The sequence below is a fragment of the Streptomyces sp. SID10853 genome (assembly GCF_010548145.1).
Classification (GTDB): Bacteria; Actinomycetota; Actinomycetes; order Streptomycetales; family Streptomycetaceae; genus Streptomyces.
This window is the reverse complement of the sequence record NZ_JAAGLN010000004.1, coordinates 51,219-71,712: the sequence shown is the minus strand read 5'-3', so window position 1 is coordinate 71,712 and position 20,494 is coordinate 51,219. Positions and strand designations below refer to the sequence as shown.

Here is a 20,494-nt window from a genome sequence, read left to right as displayed (position 1 = left end):
GCCCTCTTCCAGCGTGCCCCCTACGCCGAAGGGCGCTTCCTATCTCCGCGTTCTTTGACCTCTGATGCCCTGTTGCCGTTTGTGGTCACTGAGACGTCTGAGGCATCGGACTTCCGCTTGCAGTGTTTACTCAGCGGGCATTCGGCGCACATCGGTTCACGCGCGCTGCAGACGGTGCTGCTGATGAGACGCAACGCAGCCATGCGGAGCGGTGCATCCTCGCCCCCGGCGCCCACGAGCCTCACCAGGTTGACCCGGCCGTCACTGAGTCTGTTCGTACGGTCCGCGTCGCTGTCGTTCAGACGTGCGGCAACCCGCAGCGCCCCTTGGCCCACCCAGAGGAGGTCCTCGCCCACCAGCAGGCGATAGAGAGATGCTTCCGCCGGCTTGAGAGCGAGGCGCTTGGGAATCTCAAGACGCCTGCTCTCCTGCCAGGCAGCTGTGTCACCGACGAGGGGAGCAAGCCGTTCCAGTCGTGTCCTGACCTTCTCGGAGGGGGCTGCTTCCAAGAGGTTATGGAACGCCTTGGACGTGAGGGTCTTGCGCCATCTCACGTCCTTCAGGATCTCGTCCAGTTGGGCTGCCGACGGTTTGGCGCCGGAGAGAAGCGCAATCACGGCCGCCGAGAGCTGTGACATCTGCTCGCCGGGGAGGTGGCACCAGTCGTCGCCGTTCCGCCTCTCCCGGGCCCAGGCCACTAGCTCCTCTCTGACCTGCCGCCAATGCGGCTGTAGTCCTCCGAGCTGTGCCTGTACGCCTTCCACGGGTGCCAGTGCTTCGGCTGCCGCCTTGCCCAACAGTGGTGGTACCGCGTTCCCGATCTGCCGAAAGGCGTCGCTACGGGTGCCGGCGAACCGGAACCAGTCTGGGAAGGTCTGCACCCTGGCCGCCTCACGCACAGTGAGTGTTCGGGGTTCGTCCGGATGGATGTACCAGTAGCCGTCCTTGGCGATATGCGCAGTGATGGAACGGCTGCGCTCGCCCCAGGCCAGCTTCTTGTACTTGTCCGTGAAGTTCTCGGCACTGTAGCGACGGAACTCCTCCGGAATATCCGAGTACAGGGTCTTGGAGTCCATGTGCTCGGAGAAGATCTTCCAGTCGTCGTCTCGGACCCGGCGCGTCATGTGGTCCCAGACAAGCCCCTCCGGGGCGCCCTTACGCATCATCTCCACAAAGGCTGAGGGAGCCTCTGGCATGCGGTAGGCCATCTCTCGTTCGCCGACGCGTTTCCTGGGCTGCGGATCGAGGCCGGGAAGGTCACCGATCGCCTCACGGAGGTTGGTGAAGCCGTCCTGCTTCGGCTGCCAGTCGAAGCGCTCGACGTCGTTCCTCGCGAGCAGGATCAGGCGCTTCCGGTGCTGGGGAACACCGTAGTGCCAGGCGTCGACAAGGCGGACCTGTGTGGCGTACCCAAGATCCTCCAAGTGCTGCTCGATTGTGCGCACCACGAAGAAGTCGTCTCCAAGCCCCATGTCTGGCACGTTCTCCATGAGGATGGCCCGGGGCCTGACACGCGTGACAACGTCCACGTAGGCGCGCCACAGTTCCTTGCGAAGATCCTCCGGGTCCCGCTTGTGGTTCGTCACAAGATCCCGGATCTTGCTGCGTCCGGCGCGGCTGAAGGGCTGGCAGGGAGGCCCGCCTGCGATCAGGTCGATGTCAGCAGTCTTCAGGAGCTCAACCAAGTGGTCACGCTCGTCAGGGTTACCGAGGTCCATGTGGAGACTCATGCCGGGAAAGTTCGCCGCATGGGTCTCCAGAGCGCGCTCGTCGAAGTCGACGGCAGCCGCGACCGTCCAACCCGCCTGCTTCACGCCGTAGCTCAGACCACCGGCTCCGGAGAATAGGTCGACGGCGAGCCGCTGGCCCTTACCGTGGGTCTTCAGCCATTTCCGGAAGTCCTCCGGAGAGCAGCTCTCTTCGTGCCGTTCGAGCGGAAGGTAGTCGCTCCGCTCCAGGGGTACGCCGTACTTCCCCTTCTCCACAGCACAACCTCCAACAGGCACGAGACGAACGAGCACCAGGAGATCACGGACACGCTCGCGGAAGCAACAACTTCGACGAGGTCGAGCCACCCGAACACCCAGCATCCACCTGGCTTGATTCACCAGTGGGCTTCATGATCGGTGAGGTCCGCACTCTGTGTCTTCGAGGTGATGTTCCTGGGACACCCCTCGAAATGATCGATCGTACGGGATGCCACCGACAGCTCGATCACGGGCCTCGCGGACAAGCGCCCCGTTCCACCCCCTACGCCTCAATGGGTCGGCTCACCAGAGGGAACATCCGAGTGACCTTCTTCCTGGTCGGAGCCACTCAGGGGCGGGATTCGGCCACTTCCGAGTAACGGGACCTCGGTCGCACGGCCACACACGGGCAGTCATCCGCAACGTCGATACAATCTACCTCTCTGGCTACGCTGAGGCTGGACCGTGACGGACCGAAAGTGAGGCCCAGTTGGATTCGGAGGGTACGGAAGCGTATCTCCGGCCGCGCGCGCGGCTGATGAGCACCTTGGGTGAGGAGCTGATCAGCAACGAGCGGGTGGCACTCACCGAACTTGTGAAGAACTCCTACGACGCCGATGCCAGCCTCGTGCTGATCCGCTTTAACCCGCCGCTCGTGGAGGGGCATGGCTCGATCGAAGTATGGGACGACGGGCACGGCATGTCCCCGGACACAGTGCGTGGCACCTGGATGGAGATCGCTACTCCGCATAGGCACCGGAACCGCCGCAGCGAGTCGGGTGTGCGGCGTGTGCTTGGGGCCAAGGGCATCGGTCGGTTCGCAGCCGCCCGCTTGGCCAACGTCACCACCATCACGACGCGACGGGTCAGCGACCCAGAAGTCACCCTCCGTATCAACTGGGGAAACTTCACGCAGGGTGACGCCTACCTGGACGAGGTTCCGGTCACTTGGTCCACCGCCTTGCCGTCCGTCTTCGCGGTGGGTGGCGAGGCGGCGCGGAACTTCGCTGACGTGGTCACGGGGTTCCAGACCGCATCGATCGACGCGTCGGTTGGCCACGGAACCGTAGTCCGACTTGAGAAGCTGCGGATGCCCTGGGGGCCTGACGCCGTTGAGGCCCTCAAGCGCTCCCTGTCACGGCTCCTGCCTCCGCCGCCTCCCGCTGAGTTGTCGGTGCCGGACCAGCCTGAGTTTGCCATCTACATAGACACCCCTGATGGTCCCCTTCGTCACCACCATGGCTTTGTCGCCGCGAGCGAAACGCTGGCACACCCGCTCTATCGGCTCGTCGGCACAGTGGATGCCGACGGTAATGCCCACTTGGCCATCTACTCCAGCGGGAGCGAACCCGCGGTGGTCGTCGAGGAGAACATCCGGAAGGATTCGGACAGACCTTCCTGCGGACCATTGAAGCTGGACTTTCGCGTATGGGACCTGGAGAAGTCGGCGCTGGACCCGCTCTTCCATATTGATACCGGGTCGAAGAACCTCACCGAGGTGCGGAAACTGATCCGGGACAACAGCGGCGTAGCGCTGTACCGGGACGGGTTCCGAGTCCAGCCTTTCGGCGAACCGGGCTACGACTGGCTTGGTTTCGACCAGCGACGCGTCAATAACCCGACCATGCGGCTGTCCAATAACCAGGTTGCCGGATTCGTCTATATCTCGGCGGACGAGAACCCGGGCCTCCAGGACCGGTCGCACCGGGAAGGGCTGATTGATAGTCCGGAGTACGAGGAACTGAAGATGGTGATAGTGCAGGCGATCTCGAAACTCGAGATCCTGCGCTACAAGTTGCGCCGTCCGGAGTCCACCGTGGAAGTGGCCGACGAACCCCTGGTCAGTCCTCCCGAAGGGCGAGGTCACGGAGTCTTCCGGAGTTTCAACCTGGATCCTCTTCGGCAAGTCGCCAGCGAGCGGTATCCAGATGATGTCGTCCTGGGGCGAGCCATCGAGGAAGCCACGGAGACGATCAACGAAGGTGTGCGAAAAGTCCAGGAGATCATCTCCCAGTTCTCCCGGCTCGCGACACTAGGCACCCTTGTCGACGTTGTCCTCCACGAGGGTAGGACCGCCCTGGCCCGCATCGCATTCGACCTTCGTCGACTTAGGAAGATCACGGGAAAGGTCGAGGTCCATGACACCGACCTGTCCGACGCGCTCGGGGAACTGCACATGGATTTCACTGCGCAGGAGAGGGCTATCGACCGACTCTTCACTCGCATCGAACCTCTCAGTGGTCGGCAGCGTGGGCGGCCACGAGAACTCTCGCTTCACCAGAGCATCTCTGCAGCTGTATCCGTACTGGAATCTGAGATCGCCAAGTACGGTGTGACCGTCACAATCGGCGGAGAGGACGTAACGGTCACGGCCGAGCCGGGTGATATCAGGACACTCGTGCTAAATCTCGTCAATAACGCGGTCTACTGGTTGTCAACGATGCCCAGCGAGGCAGACCGCGAGATCTTGATCGAAACTGAGCGCAACCAAGAGGGCAAAGCCGACGTGGTGGATATCACGGTCAGCGACAGTGGGCCCGGAGTGCGTGCGGAGATCAAAGATCTGATCTTCGACACCTATTTCAGTGACAAGCCGGATGGTATCGGCCTCGGCCTCAGTATCGCAGGCAGCGTCGTGAAGGACTTCTACGATGGTGACCTGTCGCTGGTAAGCCCCGGCGCCCTCTCCGGCGCGAGTTTCCGGGCACGACTGCGAAGGAGAGTTGGGTGACGACGGCGGACGCCGCGTATCGCGTGCTCATCGTTGACGACGACGCCAAGATGACCGAGGACCTTCGGGGGCTCCTCACGGAAGAGCTCGCGGATCTGGGAGTCATCCAGTTCGAAGTCGAGCAGGACTTTGCCACCGCCGAGGAGCGGCTGAGCCAAGAAGACTTCGACTTGGTCATTCTCGATGTCCGGGATGTTACTGAAGGTAGCCCGTCCGCAGACGCCGAGGGGCGCGGACGTGAGCTGTACAAGAAGATCGCCAGCGTCAGGTGGGTGCCAGTGGTCTTCTTCACGGGCGTCCCCCAGCAAGTACGCGGCTTGGAGGAGCCTCCCCTCATTCGAGTGGTGACGAAGAACGCTTTGGACGATATCGCCCCTGCGGTCAGGGAGGGGTTGCTCTCAGGAGTGCCGGCGTTGACACGTCGCATTTCCGGCCTCGTGGAGCGCCAGGTTCGCGACTTTATGCGCGACGTGGTTGCTCCGCACTGGACCGAGATGGCAGCTGCCGACCCGAACGAGATCGCTCCTGTCATCGTCAATCGCCTCGCAGCCTGGCTCAAGGAGAACGGTCTCCATGAGCTGGATCGCGTCGTGGAGGGTGACCTCGTCGCAACAGCACGGCGGTCCGAGGCGGCACGGGTCTATCTGATGCCCCCTGTGACCCATCACCTCACGGCGACAGACCTCCTTATCGACCCACAAGGCGGATGGTGGCTGGTCCTTACGCCGGCCTGCGACCTCTACGAGGACCGTCCTGAATCAAGGGTTTCGAAGCCTCGTGTGGCGAAGGTCCAGTACGTGCACCTGGCCAAAGCAGACCGGGTGTTTACCGATGAGGGGAACAGCTCCGAGTCCCCGCCCATTGTTTCGTGGCAGTCGAGCGCCAAGAGTAATAGGGACAAGGGCCTAGCGCAGCGCGCGTTCAGAGTCGATGACAATCGTTACCGTGCTCTCCCTCGCTATCTGGATGTTCCGGATCTAGTGATCGACTTCGAGAACGTAAGCTCCGTCGCGCTCGATGAGGCACGGGGTTGGAAGCGGGTTGCCACCCTCGATAGCCCCTTCTCCGAAGCAATGCTGATCGCATATAGCCGATCCGTCGGCCGTATCGGCACGCCGGACCTCAGCTTCGACGAGGTGCAGATGCGGCTTGGGCTCACGAAGCCGAAATCCGGGAGCTTCCCAGAGCAGCTGTCCTCCGCCCCGCAGAACGGTGCGGTGATCAGCCCCTGAGTTCTGCACTGTTGGTGTCGGCTGTGGTCCGTACCCGTCGCCGACGACGCGACCCGCAGGAAATTGGGGTGCATTGCGCAGCCGAAGTGGTGGAGCGGCGAACAGACCCATCTTTATCGCTCGGCGCACTGGACGGTCTGGGGCAGGGGCCGGCCGCAGCGGGAGCTGTGGAAGCCGACGTACGAGTAGATGACGAGAGCCGCCGGAAAACGAGGGCGCGGGGATAGCCGGAGTGGTCGGGGGCGGGCCCCCAGCGTCGGTACCCTTGAGCGCATGTCTACTGCCCCGGTTCGCGTTCGTTTCGCCCCGTCTCCGACCGGCATGTTCCATGTCGGTGGCGCACGGTCCGCTCTCTACAACTGGGCCGTGGCACGACAGTCCGGCGGCACGTTCGTCCTGCGGATCGAGGACACCGACGCGGCCCGGAACAAGCCGGAGTGGATCGACGGCATCATCAACGCGCTCGCGGCGATCGGCATCCACGGCGAGGACGCTGCCTTCGAGGGGCCGTACTTCCAGTCGCACAACGCGGCCCGGCACAGCGAGGCCGCCCAGCAGCTGTACGCGGCGGGCAAGGCGTACTACTGCGACTGCACCCGGGAGCAGCTGAAGGAGCGCACCGGGTCGGAGCACCTCGGATACGACGGGTTCTGTCGGGAGCGAGGACTGGCCTTCGAGGCGGGGCGGGCGCTGCGCTTCCAGACACCGGACAAGGGCGAGACCGTCGTGGTCGACCTGATCCGCGGGGAGCCGGGGTTCCCGAACAGTGCGATCGAGGACTTCGTGATCGCCCGCGGTGACGGGTCCCCCGTCTTCCTGATCGCGAACGTGGTCGATGACCTGGATGAGGGCATTACTCAGGTCATCCGCGGCGAGGAGCACCTCTCGAACACGCCGAAGCAGCAGCTGCTGTGGGAGGCGCTCGGTGCCCAGCCGCCGGTGTGGGCGCACCTGCCCGTGATCGTGAACGAGAAGCGGCAGAAGCTGTCCAAGCGTCGCGACAAGGTCGCGCTGGAGGACTACCTCGCCGAGGGCTTCCTTCCCGAGGCGATGGTGAACTACCTGATGCTCCTCGGCTGGGGCCCCGGCGGTGACCGGGAGCTCATGCCGTACGACGAGCTGGAGCAGCTCTTCCGAATTGAGGATGTCAACACCGCCCCGGCGTTCTTCGACGTGAAGAAGCTGACGGCGTTCAACGGCGACTACATCCGTGCCCTGGCGCCCGCACAGTTCGCAGCTGCCTGCGCGCCGTGGCTCGTCGCTCCGTACGCGCCGTGGCAGCCGGAGGCGTTCGACCAGGCCGTCTTCGAGACGGTCGCACCGCTGGCCCAGACCCGGCTGGCGTTGCTGTCCGAGATCACCAACAACGTGGACTTCCTGTTCCTCGACTCGCCTGTCGAGGACGAGGCGTCGTGGAACAAGGCGATGAAGGCGGGCGCCGACGGCATCCTGGCCGATGTCCGCGCCGAGTTCGCCACCGTCGCGGACTGGGAAGCGGACGGCCTGAAGGCCGTCACGCTCGCCGTGGGAGAGAAGCACGGGCTGAAGCTGGGCAAGGCCCAGGCGCCCATCCGGGTCGCGGTCACCGGCCGAACGATCGGACTCCCGCTGTTCGAGTCCATGGAGCTGCTCGGCCGGGACCGCGTGCTGGCCCGTCTGGACGCCGCGGCCGAGAAGTTGGCCGTGCAGGCGTAAGCGGCCCCGGTCAGGCGACCTGCGCGAGAAGGTCGCCCCAGGCGTTTCCGAAGTAGTGCAGGTCGAACCGGGCCAGGGCCTCGTACGCGGCCTTGGCTTCGGTTCGGCGCGCCGTAGCGTGTTCCCGGACCTGCGTCGACAGACGGTCGAGGTCTGGCGCCGGCTGGCCCGTCAGGGCCGCGAGATCGCCGAGGCCCGCGACCGGTCGGATCAGGCAGGGCAGGCCGAGCAGCAGTGCCTCGGCTGCGCAGCGGCTCCAGCCCTCCCGCATCCGGGGCAGGAAGACGCCGACGTCGCATGCCCGAAGCAGCCGCAGGTATCGCTCGCGCTCCACGTCGTAGTGCGTACCGCCGAAGCCGATGGTGTTGCTGCCGCTGGTGATCACTTGAAGCCCGGGTGCGCCGGCCAGGGCCTCCGCGACCTCCGCGGTGCCCTTCCAGTGGACGGCCTTGCCCGCGTACACGCCGATCGTGTCCGCGGCCAGGTCGAATTCGGCGCGGCACTCGGCCCGGTCGAGGTCGCGTGCCCGTTCGATCTCGGTCATGTCGAAGGCGTTGTAGATCACCCGTACGTTGTGGACACCGCGGGACCGGAGGAAGTCAGCCCAGTACGGGGATACGCACACCACGGCCGCACACTGGGGCAGCACCCGGAACAGCCGTTCCCAGAGCATGGCCTCCACGGGAGTGGAGTCGTGCTGCAACGGCTCGTAGTGGTGCAGGAGGAACACCGTGCGGGCCCGCATCTCCGGTGTGAAGAGCAGCAGGCTGAGGTCGTCCCACACGAAGGTGCCGGTGGCGGCGGAACTCAGCGCCCGGACGGTCGGGACCAGTCGGGCGAGGTGGCGGATTTTCCGCCAGCGACGGACGCGGTACGTGCGCTTGTGGTCCGGAACCGTCCGCCACTCGACATCGTCGGCGGTCGCCTTGTGAAGCATCCGGAGGTAGACCCGGCCGCCGGTCCGACCGACCGGCTCCATCGAGTACACGATCCGTCTCACGGGCGTATCTCCTGTTGGTGGTGGATGTACTCGGCGTTGAGCAGCGTGTGCGCGGCTTCCAGGTGAGGGTTGAGGCGGCGTGCGGCGGCGGCCAGGGGGAGGTGGAAGTCCGTGAGGTTCCGTACGAACTTCCGCCGGCGTTCGTGGTTCGGCGAGGCGGCCAGGTCGCGCAGGTTGTGGATACGGTCGGCCAGCCGTACCAGGAGCTCCTCCGCGGGGAGGGCCCCTGTCTTCACGCGCCATCGGTTCTCGTCGCCTGGAACCTTGGGCCGGCGTTCGAGCCGATGGTCGGGCGTCATCGCGCGTAGGCGTTCAGCGAAGGGTGCCCCCAGCTGGTGGGTGACGAGAGCCTCTGAGCCCGGATCGACCTCCAGGGCGTCGTGCAAAAGGCCGAGGAGGAGGGTTTCGGGCTGTGTGACGCCGAGCTCGGACCGCAGAACCGTGACGACGGCGAGCGGATGCTGGACGTACGGGGTGCCCTGATCTCGGGTGTGCCCGGCGTAGATCGCGAGGGCCAGACCGGCAGCCACACGGGCGCGGGAACGGTCCCCGACGGCCCATGTGCTGGTGGCGAGTGTGGTCAGGATGTGAGGCAGATTGGCAACGGCCATTTCCGTCACCCCTCTCGTAAGGATGGCTGGGGTAGAGCCCGGGGGTCGAGGACGTGGTCGGCGATCAGGAGGGTGTCTCCGACGGCGAGGGCGTCGAGCCCGAGGCCGGCTGCCGCCTGTACGGCCTGCTCGGCGGATCGCAGGATCGGCGTGCCTTTGAGGTTGAAGGAGGTGTTCAACAGCAGCGGCAGGCCGGTGTGCTCGTGGAACCGCTGGAGGAGTTCGTGCAGGCCCTGGTGGTCTGTGGCCACGGATTGGACGCGCGCGGTGCCGTCGTGGTGGGTGACCGCGGCTATGCGGTCGGCTCGGCACCGGCGGACGTGGGCGACGCGGTTCATGAAGGGGTCGCCCGTCGACATGAACCACTCCGTGGCGTGCTCGGCGAGGACGGCCGGGGCGAACGGGCGGTACGTAGCTCGTTGCTTGATCGCGTTGAGTCGATCCCGCGTGGCGGCGTGGCCCGGGTGGGCGAGGACCGAGCGGTGCCCGAGGGCCCTGGGCCCGAATTCGAGCGCTCCCTGCACCCAGCCGACAATGCGGTGCTGAGCGAGCAGCGCTGCCGCCGCCGGTGCCAGGTCCGCCCCCAGGCCGGTCAGAGCGCGGTACCCGGATGGCATCGCACCCGCTTTGAGAGTGCCCGGGTTAGGGCCCCAGGCCGCGTCGGTCGGCACCTGGAGACATTCCTGCCCGAGCTGGTAGTGCCAGGCGTACAAGGCGGCGCCCACAGCGGTCCCCGCGTCGTGTGGTGCCGGTGCCACGAAGAGGGTGTCGAAGCCGCTGTCATCGGCCAGCCGGCAGTTGAGGTGGGAGTTCAGGGCGCACCCACCCGAGAACACCAGCGCCGAGGCTCTCGTGAGCCGTTGCAGATGGCGTGCGATGTGGATGACCGACTCGGAGAAGACATCCTGAACTGCGGCGGCCAGGTCGGCCCGTTCCGCGTCGGTTTGCTCTGCGACGTTGTCAGCGGTCCAGACGCGGCCACGGAGCAGCAGCGGTGTGCTGCTGTCCGCCGAGCCCCAGGGATGGCCGATCCGGACCTCGCCGTCGTCGCCGAGCCGTACGAGCTCGCGGATCTGCGAACCGTAACGCTGGGGGTCGCCGAACGCGGCAAGCGCCATCATGCTGCCCTCGGGTTCGTCGCCCGGCGGGATCACTCGGCGGGCCAGGTTTCGGTAGAAGTGCCCGAGGGAGGAGTGAACGCGCCGAGGTCCGACAGGGCCGGGAACCACGGTCGGCATGCTCTGGTGGACGCGGTCGATGCGATCCGGCCGCAGGTCGTAGCCGGTGATGCGTTCCCGCCCCGGACCGAAGTCGGAGCCGAGGGAGGAGCCGCCGGCGTCAATGACGAGGCCCGCCGCGTGGTCGTGTCCGGAGAGCAGGTACCCGGAGAGCACATGGGCGGTGTGGTGGGAGAGAAGGCGGAGATGGTTACCGAGCGGGGCAGGTAAGAGAGCGGCGAGTTCGTCCCGCTCCTCGGTGAGCCACCAGCCGGCTGCGGGGTTGGGGCGCATGGAGGCGGCCCAGACGGCGTCGACGTCTTGCGGTTCGATGCCGGCGGCCTCCAGGCACCACTGAAGGGCACGGACCGGTGCGGCGAGCGTGCCCTTGCGGGTGGGGTGGTTGTGCTTGACGCCGCTCCAGCGTTCCTCTTCTGCCGCGTAGAGGCGGCCGTCGACGATCAAGGCGGCGGCGGTGTCGTGGTGGAAGTTCAGCCCGAGGACTGCGGGCATGGTCGTGTACCTCCGGTCTGGAGTCATGCGGTCGGAATGCGGGCAGGCAGGAGAGCGGCGCCCGAGTCGGTGTACTCGTGGCAGCGAAGGCAGAACCGGAAGTGATGGCCTCGGGGGGCGAACACCTTGGCCGCGAGGTCCTCGTCCCAGATGCTGAACTCGCTGTCGTCCTTCGCCATGGCGTTGAAGCAGCGGTAGCAGGAGCCGTCCATCTCGATCATCAGGTGCTGGTCGAGATAGCGGTCGCAGATGCCGCGCAGCTCGTTCGCCGGCTGGCCGACGTCGACGTGGTGCACGTGGTTGGTGACGTGGATTGCGCCGTACGTGTCGCACAGCCTCGCGAGCTCCACGAGACGGGAGGAACTGATGCCTTCCAGCACGCTGTTGACGACCACGGTCTTGCCGGCTTCGCGGAGACGGGGCACGACGGCGTGCACTTCGGCGTAGTTCTCGTGCTCGTCGTCGCAGCCGATGAGGATCTGGTCGTACGAGCGGAGCGTGGCCTCCATGATCCGCTGGTTGCGGGCCAGCGTGATGGCGTTCGTGCCCAGAACCATGACCTTGTCCGGCAGGCGTGTCCGGGCGGCTTCGCTGAGAGCGGGGAAGTCCCGGTGCACGGTGGGTTCGCCGCCGTTGATGTGCAACTGCTGGAAAGGGATGGTCTCCAGCCGGGTCAGGATGGTGGAGAACAGCTCTGGGGCCATGTTCTCGCCTTGGGCGCCGTCGGCGAAGATACAGAAGTCGCAGGAACGGTTGCATTTCGTCGTGATCTTGATCTTCGCCGTCTTCAGGGCGCGGGGCTGGGACGCACGCGCGGGCATGGCGGGGCTCCTTGTGTCAGGGGTGGATGGCACTGGGCGGGAGGCTCAGGAATTCCTGCACCGTGGACTTCTGCCGGTGCCAGAGCGCGAGGGTGGTGCGCAGGGTGTCGGGAGTCGTCGGTCCGGCGGGGATCAGCCCGGCCATTCGGGCGGCCAGGCGTTGGGCGGGAGTTGCCCCGTCCTCCGCGAGCGCGTTCAGGGTCTGTGCGGCGGAACGAAGTTCCTTTGCCTCCCGCCGTATCAGGTACTCGGTCGCGACACCGGGCGGCGGATCGAGGTAGTACAGCCAGCGGGCGACACGTACGCGGAGCATTCCGGCGGTCATTGCCCAGTCGGTTGCAGCGGAATCCTTGCCCTGGTCAGGAGGGTGGCTTGCCTGCGGAATGCGGCGCATGGCCGCTTCCAGGGAGACGTGTGCCGCGCGGAGCAGGTGGCGCGGGCTGCGGAGTCGCCCGTTGGGTCCGTCTTCGGAGTGCCGGAGAAACAGCTCGGCGTACGCGTCCAGCCCGTCCGGGCGCCACTGGGTGAGCGCGGCGGTCTTGCCGGGACAGCGCGTCCGTGTCGCGAGTGCGGCGGCGGCGAACCAGCAGGGGGCGAGGTAGTGCCAGGCCACGCAGTGACGCCGGTACGCAGTGATGTCCTCGACCACGTTGTCCGTACTGTCCGCCGCGAGCTGGTACCGGCCTCCGAGCCGCGACTGGAGAATTGCCCGGTAGAAGCGTTCGTCGATCTCGCACCAGGGGGCCATCTGGGCCCGGGACCTCCAGCGTTGGAAGTCCCGGGCGCTACCGCTGATCAGCGACCAGGTCGCGAGCTCAGGTGCGCAGACGAGCCGTCCGTCCGCTTCGGGCACGGTGAATGCGAACCCGGGAGGATGCTCCAGAAGCCGCCCGTGGGAGACCTCCCGGCGGACCGCGGACTTGTGCGCGGCGGCCAGACGGTGATTCCACTCCTCCCAGTTCGCGGGTGCCTCGGGAAGGAGGACACGCACGTCGATGTCGGAGTGGGGAGCCAGCAGATCGGCCGGCTGCCACTTGTGCGTGAGCATCACGGCCCCGACCCCGTGGGCGTCCAGCTCGTGTTCGTACAGCGTTCCGAGACCCGGGTAGAGAGGCGGTGCTTCGGCCGCGACCATCACCGCTCCCCGGTGGAGGATCGGGTGCACGACGGCTGGGCCGCGTCCGAGGGGAGGACGGGGAGGAGAGGCAGCAGGACCGGGGTGCCCTCGGGACGCTCCATCCGGTCCCAGCGAAGGTCGTAGTCGACGTAATGGAAGCCCTGCCAGGCGTCGTTCGTGTTGCGGTCGAGCATGGCCTGGAAGAGATGGGCGAAGGCATCTCCGAGGGTGCTGTCGGCGAGGTGGGGCTTCAGGGGGATGTCACGGTTGTGGAGGATGCAGGGGCGGGCCACACCAGTGGGCGTGATCTTGATGCGATTGGCGTCGGAGCATGTGGCACAGCTGGAGTTGGAGATGAAGCCGATCGAGCCTGCCCAGCCGTCGGGACGGAGGTACTGCCCGGGGCTACGGACCCCGAGCTGTTCACGAGAGACCTCCCCCGCACCCGCGAACCATTCGTGGAGACGATTGCGGACGTCCGCCTCGTTGATGAACTCGGTGTCGAACAGCGCCTGTGCGGGCCCGATGTTCTGGAGTTCGATCAGACGGACGGCGACAGGTAGGTCGCGGGCCAGCTCGGCCACGGCGAAGGCGTCGTCGAGGTAGGTGCGCTGGAGGACGCAGTTGATCTTCACCCGCATTCCGAGGGAGAGGGCGTTGTCGAGGGTGCGCATAGTCGTGCGCGGGTCGCCGCCGCCCATGATCGTGGCGGATCGCTTCGGGTCGAGGCTGTGGAGGCTGAGGTTGAGGTACGTCAGTCCGGCGCGGTGCAGCTTCTCCACGCTCAGGCCGCGGCGTAGGTTGCCGTGGCTCGTCATGCCGATCGCGGCGTCGGGGCCGAGGCCGTCGGCGAGGCCCTCGATCACGTCGAGGATGTCCGCCCGCAGGGTCGGTTCGCCGCCGGAGCAGTGCGCCTTCCGGATGTTCCAAATCCCGGCCTCGGCGGCGATGGCCGCGTAGTCGGCGGTGGTCAGGGGGCGGTCTTTGTGCCCGTAGTCCGGCATGCAGCGGGGCTTGCAGAACACGCAGTCCAGGTTGCACAACGAGTTCAGGGTGAAGGCCAGGTAGGGGTGGTTGCGGCCGGTGGCCGCGAAGGCTGCGGTCAGGTCACGGTGGCGGGTGGTGGGCATGGGTCAGCCTCCTGCGAGGGGGGAATGGGCGTCGGGTATTTCGGCCAGGCCGTTGAGCGGCTGGCCAGCAAGGAATCGGCGCAGGTTCTCGGCGAAGAACGCGACCGCCTCGTTCATGTACGTGTGGCAGAGCGTCGAGCTCTTCGGCGTGAGGACGACCCGGGGGTGGAGCCGCAGCGGATGGCGAGCGGGCAGGGGTCTCGGGTCGGATACGTCCAGCGCGGCGCCCCGCAGGTGGCCGGTATGGAGGGCGGCCAGGAGGGCCGACTGGTCGACGGTTGTCGCACGGCCGAGGTTGAGGAAGATGGCTCCCGGCTTGCAGGCCGTGAAGAGGGCGTGGTCGAAGAGATGGTTCGTGGCCCGGGTGGTCGGCAGCAGGTCGACCACCACGTCGGCGATGGCGACGGCCTGGTGCACCGCCGAGGCGTGCATCCAGGTGATCCCGTCCCTCGCTGCCACAGGCGGCGTCCGGCGTACTCCGATCACGTCCATACCGAAGGCGCGGGCGGTGCGGGCGAGGTGGCCTCCGATGCTGCCGCAGCCGACGATGGTCATCGTCGACCCGGCCAGGTCGAAGAACTCCTCGGCGAGGTCGTCCTTCCACCAGCTCCGGTTTCGCTGAACGCGCTGGCTCGTGAACAACCCGCGAGAGAAGCCCAGGATCAGCCCCATGGCGTGCTCGGCCATGGGACGGCCGTGGAACCCGTACGAGCGGGTCAGGGCCACCCCGGCGGAGTGCGCCTCGGTGACGGGCAGATGGTCGGTGCCGGCGGCCGGGGATGCGATCCAGTTCAGATGCGGTGCGCCGGCCAGCCAGGAGGGTTCGAACCGCCAGCCGAAGTAGATGCTGGTTTCCGCCAGCCGGTACGGCACGTCCTCCTCGGCGGCCGTACGGAAATCCACGCCCGGGAAAGAAGCACGAAGGGAACGCTTGTGCTCGGCGGACAACCGCCAGAACGAGTGCGGGGATTCCAGGTTGATGAGCACCACCGGCCGGGTCACCGGCCCCTGCTTTCCCCGGTGGGCGACGGAGCCAGAGCCCAGGGGGCGATGCGGCCGATGGCGGAGCCGATGTTGGCCTCGTAGTCGTGGCGTGAACGCACCAGAGCCGCACCGGCGTTCCGGAGCCGCTCGCGTTCTCGGGGCAGGGCGGTCAGGGCTCGGTGCAGGGCGGACGCCAGAGACTGGGAGTCCCTGGGTGCGGCGGTGAATCCGGTCTCGCCTTCGATGACGGTCTGGGCCAGTCCGCCGGCGCTGGTCGCGACGACCGGCCCCGCCCCCGCCGCAAACGCCTCCAGAGGTATCCGTCCGAAGGGCTCCTCGCGCGAGGGAACGACGACCGCGTGCAGCGCGGGGCTGTGCAGCCAGGAGCGGATGGAGGGGGTGAAGCGGGTGATCAGCGTCGCGTCCAAGCCGTAGGTGCGGATACCTGCTGCCAGGTGCCTCTGGTACGAGCTCAGGTGCTCGTGTTCACCTGACGTGACGGCCGCCAGGAGTAGGTGTGGCAGGCGGACCCCTCGTTCCTTCAGAACGTGCAGCGCCTCCAGGAGGTCTTCGAACCCCTTGCTGGGCACCGCGCGCCCCAGCGCAAGCAGGAAGCCGGCTCGGGCCTTGAAGGGCAGGGGCCGAACATGCGTCGGCCTGGCCATCTCCTCTCGGATCAGCCCGTTCGGGATGTTCACGATGTGCGCCTGCGGGATGGCACAGTTCGTGACGAGGTGGTTTCGCATGTGGGTGGAGATGGCCCCGATACGACCGCGCTGGGCGGTCGCCGCCCGCAGGGCCTCACGTTCCCAGCGGATTCGGGACAGGTCTCCAGGCCGCGTCAGGGCCGCTGCGGAGCGGGGGATGACCAGCAGGTCTGTGGTCGGTGGCGTGTAAGCCGCGAGGCCGAGGAAGGGAACGTCGAGGCCGACGAGCAGACAGCGGCTCGTGCGATCGGCGACGCGTGCGGCAGCCTTCCCCGCCAGGGCGCACAGGTGCGTGGAGCCGCGGACCGAATCCGGGGGCATCTGGACCTCGGGAATCGTGATCACCTCGGCCTCCGCCTCGTCCAGCATCAGCTGGACCTCGCGGCTCCACCGCAAATCGTGCGCGACCGCTGTTTCAGAGATGGGTGGGGAGATCACGGAGAGGCGGCCCGTCGGCAGGAGGCGGGTGAGCGCCGTGAGGAAGGCACGGTTACTGAAGCCGGTGCCCGACTCGGCGCCGTACAGGCCCTCGTGAAGGGCGACGACTACGCGCGGATGGCGAACGGCCGTCGGCGCTTCAGCGGACGGGGACGGTGGGGTCGCATGGTCGATGCGCACCGTTTGGTGCCTCCTTCGAAGACAGGATCTTGCAGGCGCGGGCATCAGAGCGTTCTCGCAGGCGAAGAGCTGGGCGCGCGCGTCAGACGGCACCAGGCGCGGGTGCCGTCGGCGCCGGTCGTCAGGGACCAGGCGTCGGCCAGTGCCTCGACGAGGACCAGGCCCCGCCCCGATTCGGCCTGCTCCTCGGGCGCTGGGTGAGAGGTAGGCGCGGGTCGAAGGCAGCCACCGTCGGTCACGGTGATCTCGACCTCCAGGCCACCGACGACCGGGCTCCTGCGGTCCACGCACAGGACCAGAGGCGGGTTTCCTGAGGCGAACGCATTCGTTGCGAGTTCCGACCCGATCAGTCGGGCGTCGTCGAGCAGGTCCGCCTCGGTGCCGAGGAGCGCCACAGCGACGGCTTCCCGAGCGACCGCGGCCGCCCTCGGCCCGTATGGCAGGTCCGTGATCAGCGTGGTCGTATCGCCGCCATCGGCGTACCCGTGTGAGGGCGCGGAGACCGGTCGCCTGGTGGCGTGCTCCAGCACACTGCCCGGCCGGTCTCGGGAGGTGCTCGTGTGGTTTCTCAAAGCCCACCTCTTTCTCCGCCGGCGTCGAAGGCGGCGCCTTCCGCCGTGACTCAAGAACACCGGAGGAGGCTGGTCGCGCAGCACCCGATCAGTCGGTCAACTCGGTCAACTTCCTTGATAGGCAAGAGATTCGGCAGCTGCCTGCCCCACCATGGGGAGCGCGAAGCGGTCGACGAGCCCCTGGGACGCGAGGTGGTCGCACGTGGCACAGCAGGCAGGGGGACCGAACGCAGTGCTGTCGGGCTGCCTCGACGAACTCGGATGGAGCCCCAAGGCGCTTGCTCGCAAGCTCAACAGGGTGTTCGGAGCGGGCACCGTCGCCGAGTCGGCGCCGTACCACTGGAGGGACGGCGGTTCCCTTCCGCGTTCGCCGTTACCGATGATGGCTGCCTACGTGCTTTCCCAGGAGTTGGGCAGAGCCATCTCGGTGGCCGAACTGTGGCAAGGCCGCGCGGGCGACTCCTCGGCTCTCGTCCCTGCGGACACGGATCTCGCACGGCCCTGGACCGTGCAGGGCATGGAGGCGATCGTGGAGGACTGGGTGATGGGAGGGCTCGTCGACCGGCGCCGATTCCTCGCGATTTCAGGCGCGGGACTCCTCGCGATCGTCGCCCAGTACCTTGACGGAACGGCCGGGCGAGGCCAGTACGCGCCCCGGATAGCTCCGTCGAACGGCGTCGATCCACTTGTCGACCAGGTCGAGCAGCACCTGTCCATGCTCCAGTTGCTTGACGACGAGCACGGAGGAGCGCGACATCTCCCATACGTAGGTGCACAGTTCCGTGCGGTGGGGCTACTCATCCACGATGGTGGTCACTCGCCCGTCGTGACGAGCAGGCTTATCCGCGCGCTCGCGGAGATCGGCCAGCTGGCCGGCTGGATGGCCTTCGACGCCGCCGATCACGGCCTAGCGCAGCGCTACTTCGCCACGGCGCTGAGAGCCGCGCATCAGGCCAACGACCTGCCCCTGTGCGCCCACATCCTGGGCGACCTCTCCTTCCAGGCAGCGAGCCGAGGACACCCAGCGGACGCAATTGCCCTCGGCGAGGCTGCCCGCCGTGCCAGCGAAGCCGCTCCGCCCGCCGCCCGGGCATCCGTCCTTTCCCGGCTCGCCTACGCGTATGCTGCCGCCGGCCGTGACAACGACTTCGCGCATACCCGTGGCTCTGCCCGAGAACTGATCGCAAGTCGTGACGGCAGCCAGGAGGAGCCCCGTTGGATGTACTTCCTGACCGACAACCACCTGGACTGCCAGGCCGGCTACGGCTTCATCCAGATGGGGCGCGCGCGGCAGAAGGCGGATGGCGGCACGAAGGCCCGACGATTCATCGCGCAGGGGACCGAGATGCTCCGGTCCGGGGCATACGACGTTTCGCGTGGCGATCCCAGCCAACGTAGGGCCATGTTCGAGGGTGCCTGGCTGGCCTTGGGGCACAGCGCTCACGGAGACCTGGAGGCGGCCTGCGAGATCGGACAGATCGCGGCTGATCGCCTTGACGTCGTGCGTTCACCGAGGAGCGCCGCCCTACTGCACCAGCTTGCCGCGGACCTCCGCCGCCGCCAGCGCAACCCACACGTCCGCAGCTTCCTCCCGGTCCTCGAAGACGCACTCGCCCGACATGCTCCATCGCCGCCACCCGGCCGTTAATGTCGAGATCATGAACGCAGGGGAGCGCGTTGTCGTTGTCGGGGCTGGGGTGGCAGGACTGACCTCCGCCGTCGTTCTCGCCGAGGCCGGGGCATTGGTGCGAGTGATCGCCGAGCAGGTGCCCGGTGCCACCTCGCTGGCCGCCGGGGCGATGTGGGGCCCGTACCTGGTGGAGCCGAAGGACAAGGTCGACCGATGGGGGCAGAGGTCCCTGGAGGTATTCCGGGAGCTGGCCGAGGACGAGGCCACAGGTGTCCGGCTCACCAGCGGCATCGAGGCATCGCGTATGGCCGAGTCTCCACCGGACTGGGCTACCACCCTGCCGGGGTTCCGGCCGTGCGAGCCGACCGAACTTCCGACCGGGTTCACCGCCGGGTACCGGTTCACAGTGCCGCTGATCGACATGCCCGCATATCTCGACTACCTCCTGCGCCGGCTGCATGCAGCGGGCAGCACGGTTGAGCAGCGACGTCTGGCCTCGTTCGCGGATGTCGGTCCGGCCACCGTGATCGTCAACTGCGCGGGCATGGGGGCCCGCGGCCTAGTCCTGGATCCAGAACTGCGGCCGATCCGCGGCCAGCACGTAGTGGTCACCAACCCGGGGCTCACCGAATTCTTTTCCGAGGACACCGGTACGTCACCGGATCTGCTGTGCTTCTACCCGCATGGAGAGACCGTCGTCCTGGGCGGCACAGCTATCGACGGCGAAGGCAGCCTCACCCCAGACGACAAGGCGGCGGCCGGCATTCTGGCTCGATGCGCCAAGGTCGAACCCCGCCTCGCCCGCGCCCGTGTTCTGGAGCACCGGATCGGCGCTAGGCCCACCCGTGCCACGGTCTGCGTGGAGGCGGAGCGAGGGGAGGGCGGTGCGCTGGTCGTGCACAACTACGGTCACGGGGGTGCCGGTGTCACTCTGTCGTGGGGGTGCGCCGAGGAGGTTCGGGATTTGCTTGCTCTGAACTGACTCGGGGTCTACGGCTGCCAGACGGAGAGCAGTACTCAGCTCACGGAGGTTTCCGTCCAGCAGGCGCTCGGTAAAGTGGTTGGTGCGGCAGGCGCGCTCGACAGAGTCGAGCTGTACCTCAAGGTTGGCCGCAAGGTGGCCCCCTCCACGGCGACTTCGTTCACGGAGTGCCACCGCGCTTATAGCCGACCCACAGCCGACCGCCGGCCTGCTCCAGCACTTCGTCCACGACTTCCACGAGTGGCTCAATCCGCCTCGCCAGTACGTCACGGAGGCCGTCGTGAAGGCGCATGCTGAGTCCCGGCGCCGTGGTCTCAAGACGGCGCGCCAGCCACTTCCCGCCTCCGTTCCAAGATCCGCCGACGGTCAGCGCCAACTCGCCAACTCGCTGGTGCGTCGCACCAATTCGGTGGCAATGAACAACCGTTCGCTCTGATCTTCGCTCCCCGCAAGGTCGTCGAGAAGGTCAGTGATCGCATAGCGGCGATCATCGATCTCTTCTGCCGACACCGTGGGCGGTCCCGCCGCGGTCAGCTTCCGGGCCTCAGCGGCGACGTAGGCGCCGACCCCGTCGTGGTCGAAGAGCAGGATTCCGTCGGCGCACATCCAGAGCAGCGGTGATCTGCGCTTTCGTACTTCCCGTTCGACGAATGCGTGCCACGTTGCCTCGGTGTGCACGAACATCTCCACGGGCCACTCACCGTGCTGGACGCTTGCCCGGTACGGGGCTGGGGGTCCATGAAGCAGCACCACGATGTCGAGGTCCGACATCGCCGTGCGGCGGTCCGTCACGACGCTGCCTCCGAGGAAGGCGGCCCGGGCATCAGGGTGGTGCTCCTTGATAGCGGCACGTGCGGCGTCGATCGCATCCATGCAGCAACTATTCAGCACTCTGTCTGTCGTGCGCACCGGGTTTCTATGGGGATACGGCAGGGCTGTCCCCAGGGACCGACTGCTGCTCCTTCTG

At 66.9% G+C, this 20,494-nt stretch carries 15 protein-coding genes and 1 pseudogene; 5 read left to right on the top strand and 11 right to left on the bottom strand.

Annotated elements, in window-relative coordinates:
* Positions 1–20: 20 nt before the first annotated feature.
* Entirely contained in the window at positions 21–1,985 is a 1,965-nt protein-coding gene (gene dcm / locus G3I19_RS02390) for a DNA (cytosine-5-)-methyltransferase (RefSeq protein ID WP_343234958.1), read from the bottom strand.
* A gap of 520 nt (positions 1,986–2,505) precedes the next feature.
* On the opposite strand from dcm, the gene G3I19_RS02385 reads away from it, so the two are divergent.
* The 3 genes from G3I19_RS02385 to gltX all read left to right on the top strand — a co-directional run bounded on the left by G3I19_RS02385 (position 2,506) and on the right by gltX (position 7,625).
* On the top strand, positions 2,506–4,698 hold the full coding sequence (locus G3I19_RS02385) for an ATP-binding protein (RefSeq protein ID WP_239073917.1): 2,193 nt from the start codon (positions 2,506–2,508) through the stop codon (positions 4,696–4,698).
* Positions 4,695–5,930 carry a hypothetical protein gene (locus tag G3I19_RS02380; protein WP_164258902.1) on the top strand — a complete coding sequence of 412 codons (1,236 nt, stop codon included), beginning with the start codon at positions 4,695–4,697 and terminating at the stop codon, positions 5,928–5,930. The genes G3I19_RS02385 and G3I19_RS02380 overlap by 4 nt, the downstream gene beginning before the upstream one ends.
* 321 nt (positions 5,931–6,251) lie before the next feature.
* Positions 6,252–7,625: a glutamate--tRNA ligase gene (gene gltX, locus G3I19_RS02375; protein ID WP_239073916.1), complete on the top strand. Its 1,374-nt coding sequence runs from the start codon at positions 6,252–6,254 to the stop codon at positions 7,623–7,625.
* Between the two features lie 10 nt (positions 7,626–7,635).
* Here gltX and G3I19_RS02370 read toward each other — a convergent pair whose 3' ends face one another.
* From G3I19_RS02370 to G3I19_RS02330, 9 genes are read right to left on the bottom strand one after another with little or no spacing between them, the layout of a single operon-like run.
* On the bottom strand, positions 7,636–8,625 hold the full coding sequence (locus tag G3I19_RS02370) for a glycosyltransferase (RefSeq protein ID WP_164258898.1): 990 nt from the start codon (positions 8,623–8,625) through the stop codon (positions 7,636–7,638).
* Positions 8,622–9,236 carry an HD domain-containing protein gene (locus G3I19_RS02365; RefSeq protein ID WP_164258896.1) on the bottom strand — a complete coding sequence of 205 codons (615 nt, stop codon included), beginning with the start codon at positions 9,234–9,236 and terminating at the stop codon, positions 8,622–8,624. The genes G3I19_RS02370 and G3I19_RS02365 overlap by 4 nt, the downstream gene beginning before the upstream one ends.
* Positions 9,237–9,241: 5 nt before the next feature.
* Positions 9,242–10,966, bottom strand: a complete 1,725-nt coding sequence (locus G3I19_RS02360; RefSeq protein WP_164258894.1) for a carbamoyltransferase C-terminal domain-containing protein — start codon at positions 10,964–10,966, stop codon at positions 9,242–9,244.
* A 23-nt stretch (positions 10,967–10,989) separates the two neighbouring features.
* Complete coding sequence (locus G3I19_RS02355; protein WP_164258892.1) at positions 10,990–11,787, bottom strand: radical SAM protein; 798 nt, start codon at positions 11,785–11,787, stop codon at positions 10,990–10,992.
* Positions 11,788–11,803: 16 nt separating this feature from the next.
* Entirely contained in the window at positions 11,804–12,922 is a 1,119-nt protein-coding gene (locus G3I19_RS02350; protein ID WP_164258890.1) for a hypothetical protein, read from the bottom strand.
* On the bottom strand, positions 12,922–14,034 hold the full coding sequence (locus G3I19_RS02345) for a radical SAM protein (protein WP_164258888.1): 1,113 nt from the start codon (positions 14,032–14,034) through the stop codon (positions 12,922–12,924). The genes G3I19_RS02350 and G3I19_RS02345 overlap by 1 nt, the downstream gene beginning before the upstream one ends.
* 3 nt (positions 14,035–14,037) lie before the next feature.
* On the bottom strand, positions 14,038–15,036 hold the full coding sequence (locus G3I19_RS02340; RefSeq protein WP_164258886.1) for a D-2-hydroxyacid dehydrogenase: 999 nt from the start codon (positions 15,034–15,036) through the stop codon (positions 14,038–14,040).
* Positions 15,033–16,343 (bottom strand): glycosyltransferase family 4 protein, encoded by a 1,311-nt coding sequence (locus tag G3I19_RS02335; RefSeq protein ID WP_164258884.1) that lies wholly within the window; start codon positions 16,341–16,343, stop codon positions 15,033–15,035. Before G3I19_RS02335 ends, G3I19_RS02340 begins: the two co-directional genes overlap by 4 nt.
* 44 nt (positions 16,344–16,387) lie before the next feature.
* Positions 16,388–16,915 carry an ATP-binding protein gene (locus G3I19_RS02330; RefSeq protein ID WP_164258883.1) on the bottom strand — a complete coding sequence of 176 codons (528 nt, stop codon included), beginning with the start codon at positions 16,913–16,915 and terminating at the stop codon, positions 16,388–16,390.
* Between the two features lie 202 nt (positions 16,916–17,117).
* On the opposite strand from G3I19_RS02330, the gene G3I19_RS02325 reads away from it, so the two are divergent.
* Positions 17,118–18,563 carry a transcriptional regulator gene (locus tag G3I19_RS02325; RefSeq protein WP_164258881.1) on the top strand — a complete coding sequence of 482 codons (1,446 nt, stop codon included), beginning with the start codon at positions 17,118–17,120 and terminating at the stop codon, positions 18,561–18,563.
* 10 nt (positions 18,564–18,573) lie between these two features.
* A complete protein-coding gene (locus G3I19_RS02320; protein WP_164258879.1) occupies positions 18,574–19,527 on the top strand; it encodes an FAD-dependent oxidoreductase in 954 nt (317 codons plus the stop codon).
* 160 nt (positions 19,528–19,687) lie between these two features.
* On the opposite strand, the pseudogene G3I19_RS02315 reads toward G3I19_RS02320, so the two are convergent.
* Positions 19,688–20,400 (bottom strand): annotated as a pseudogene (locus G3I19_RS02315) (nucleotidyltransferase domain-containing protein).
* Between the last annotated feature and the right edge of the window lie 94 nt (positions 20,401–20,494).

What these genes read in the sequence shown, in the direction of transcription:
- G3I19_RS02385 (WP_239073917.1), top strand. Translation starts at nt 2,506, where the DNA reads ATGAGCACCTTGGGTGAGGAGCTGATCAGCAACGAGCGGGTGGCACTC.
- gltX (WP_239073916.1), top strand. Translation starts at nt 6,252, where the DNA reads ATGTTCCATGTCGGTGGCGCACGGTCCGCTCTCTACAACTGGGCCGTG.
- G3I19_RS02365 (WP_164258896.1), bottom strand. Translation starts at nt 9,236, where the DNA reads ATGGCCGTTGCCAATCTGCCTCACATCCTGACCACACTCGCCACCAGC.
- G3I19_RS02360 (WP_164258894.1), bottom strand. Translation starts at nt 10,966, where the DNA reads ATGCCCGCAGTCCTCGGGCTGAACTTCCACCACGACACCGCCGCCGCC.
- G3I19_RS02355 (WP_164258892.1), bottom strand. Translation starts at nt 11,787, where the DNA reads ATGCCCGCGCGTGCGTCCCAGCCCCGCGCCCTGAAGACGGCGAAGATC.
- G3I19_RS02350 (WP_164258890.1), bottom strand. Translation starts at nt 12,922, where the DNA reads ATGGTCGCGGCCGAAGCACCGCCTCTCTACCCGGGTCTCGGAACGCTG.
- G3I19_RS02345 (WP_164258888.1), bottom strand. Translation starts at nt 14,034, where the DNA reads ATGCCCACCACCCGCCACCGTGACCTGACCGCAGCCTTCGCGGCCACC.
- G3I19_RS02320 (WP_164258879.1), top strand. Translation starts at nt 18,574, where the DNA reads ATGAACGCAGGGGAGCGCGTTGTCGTTGTCGGGGCTGGGGTGGCAGGA.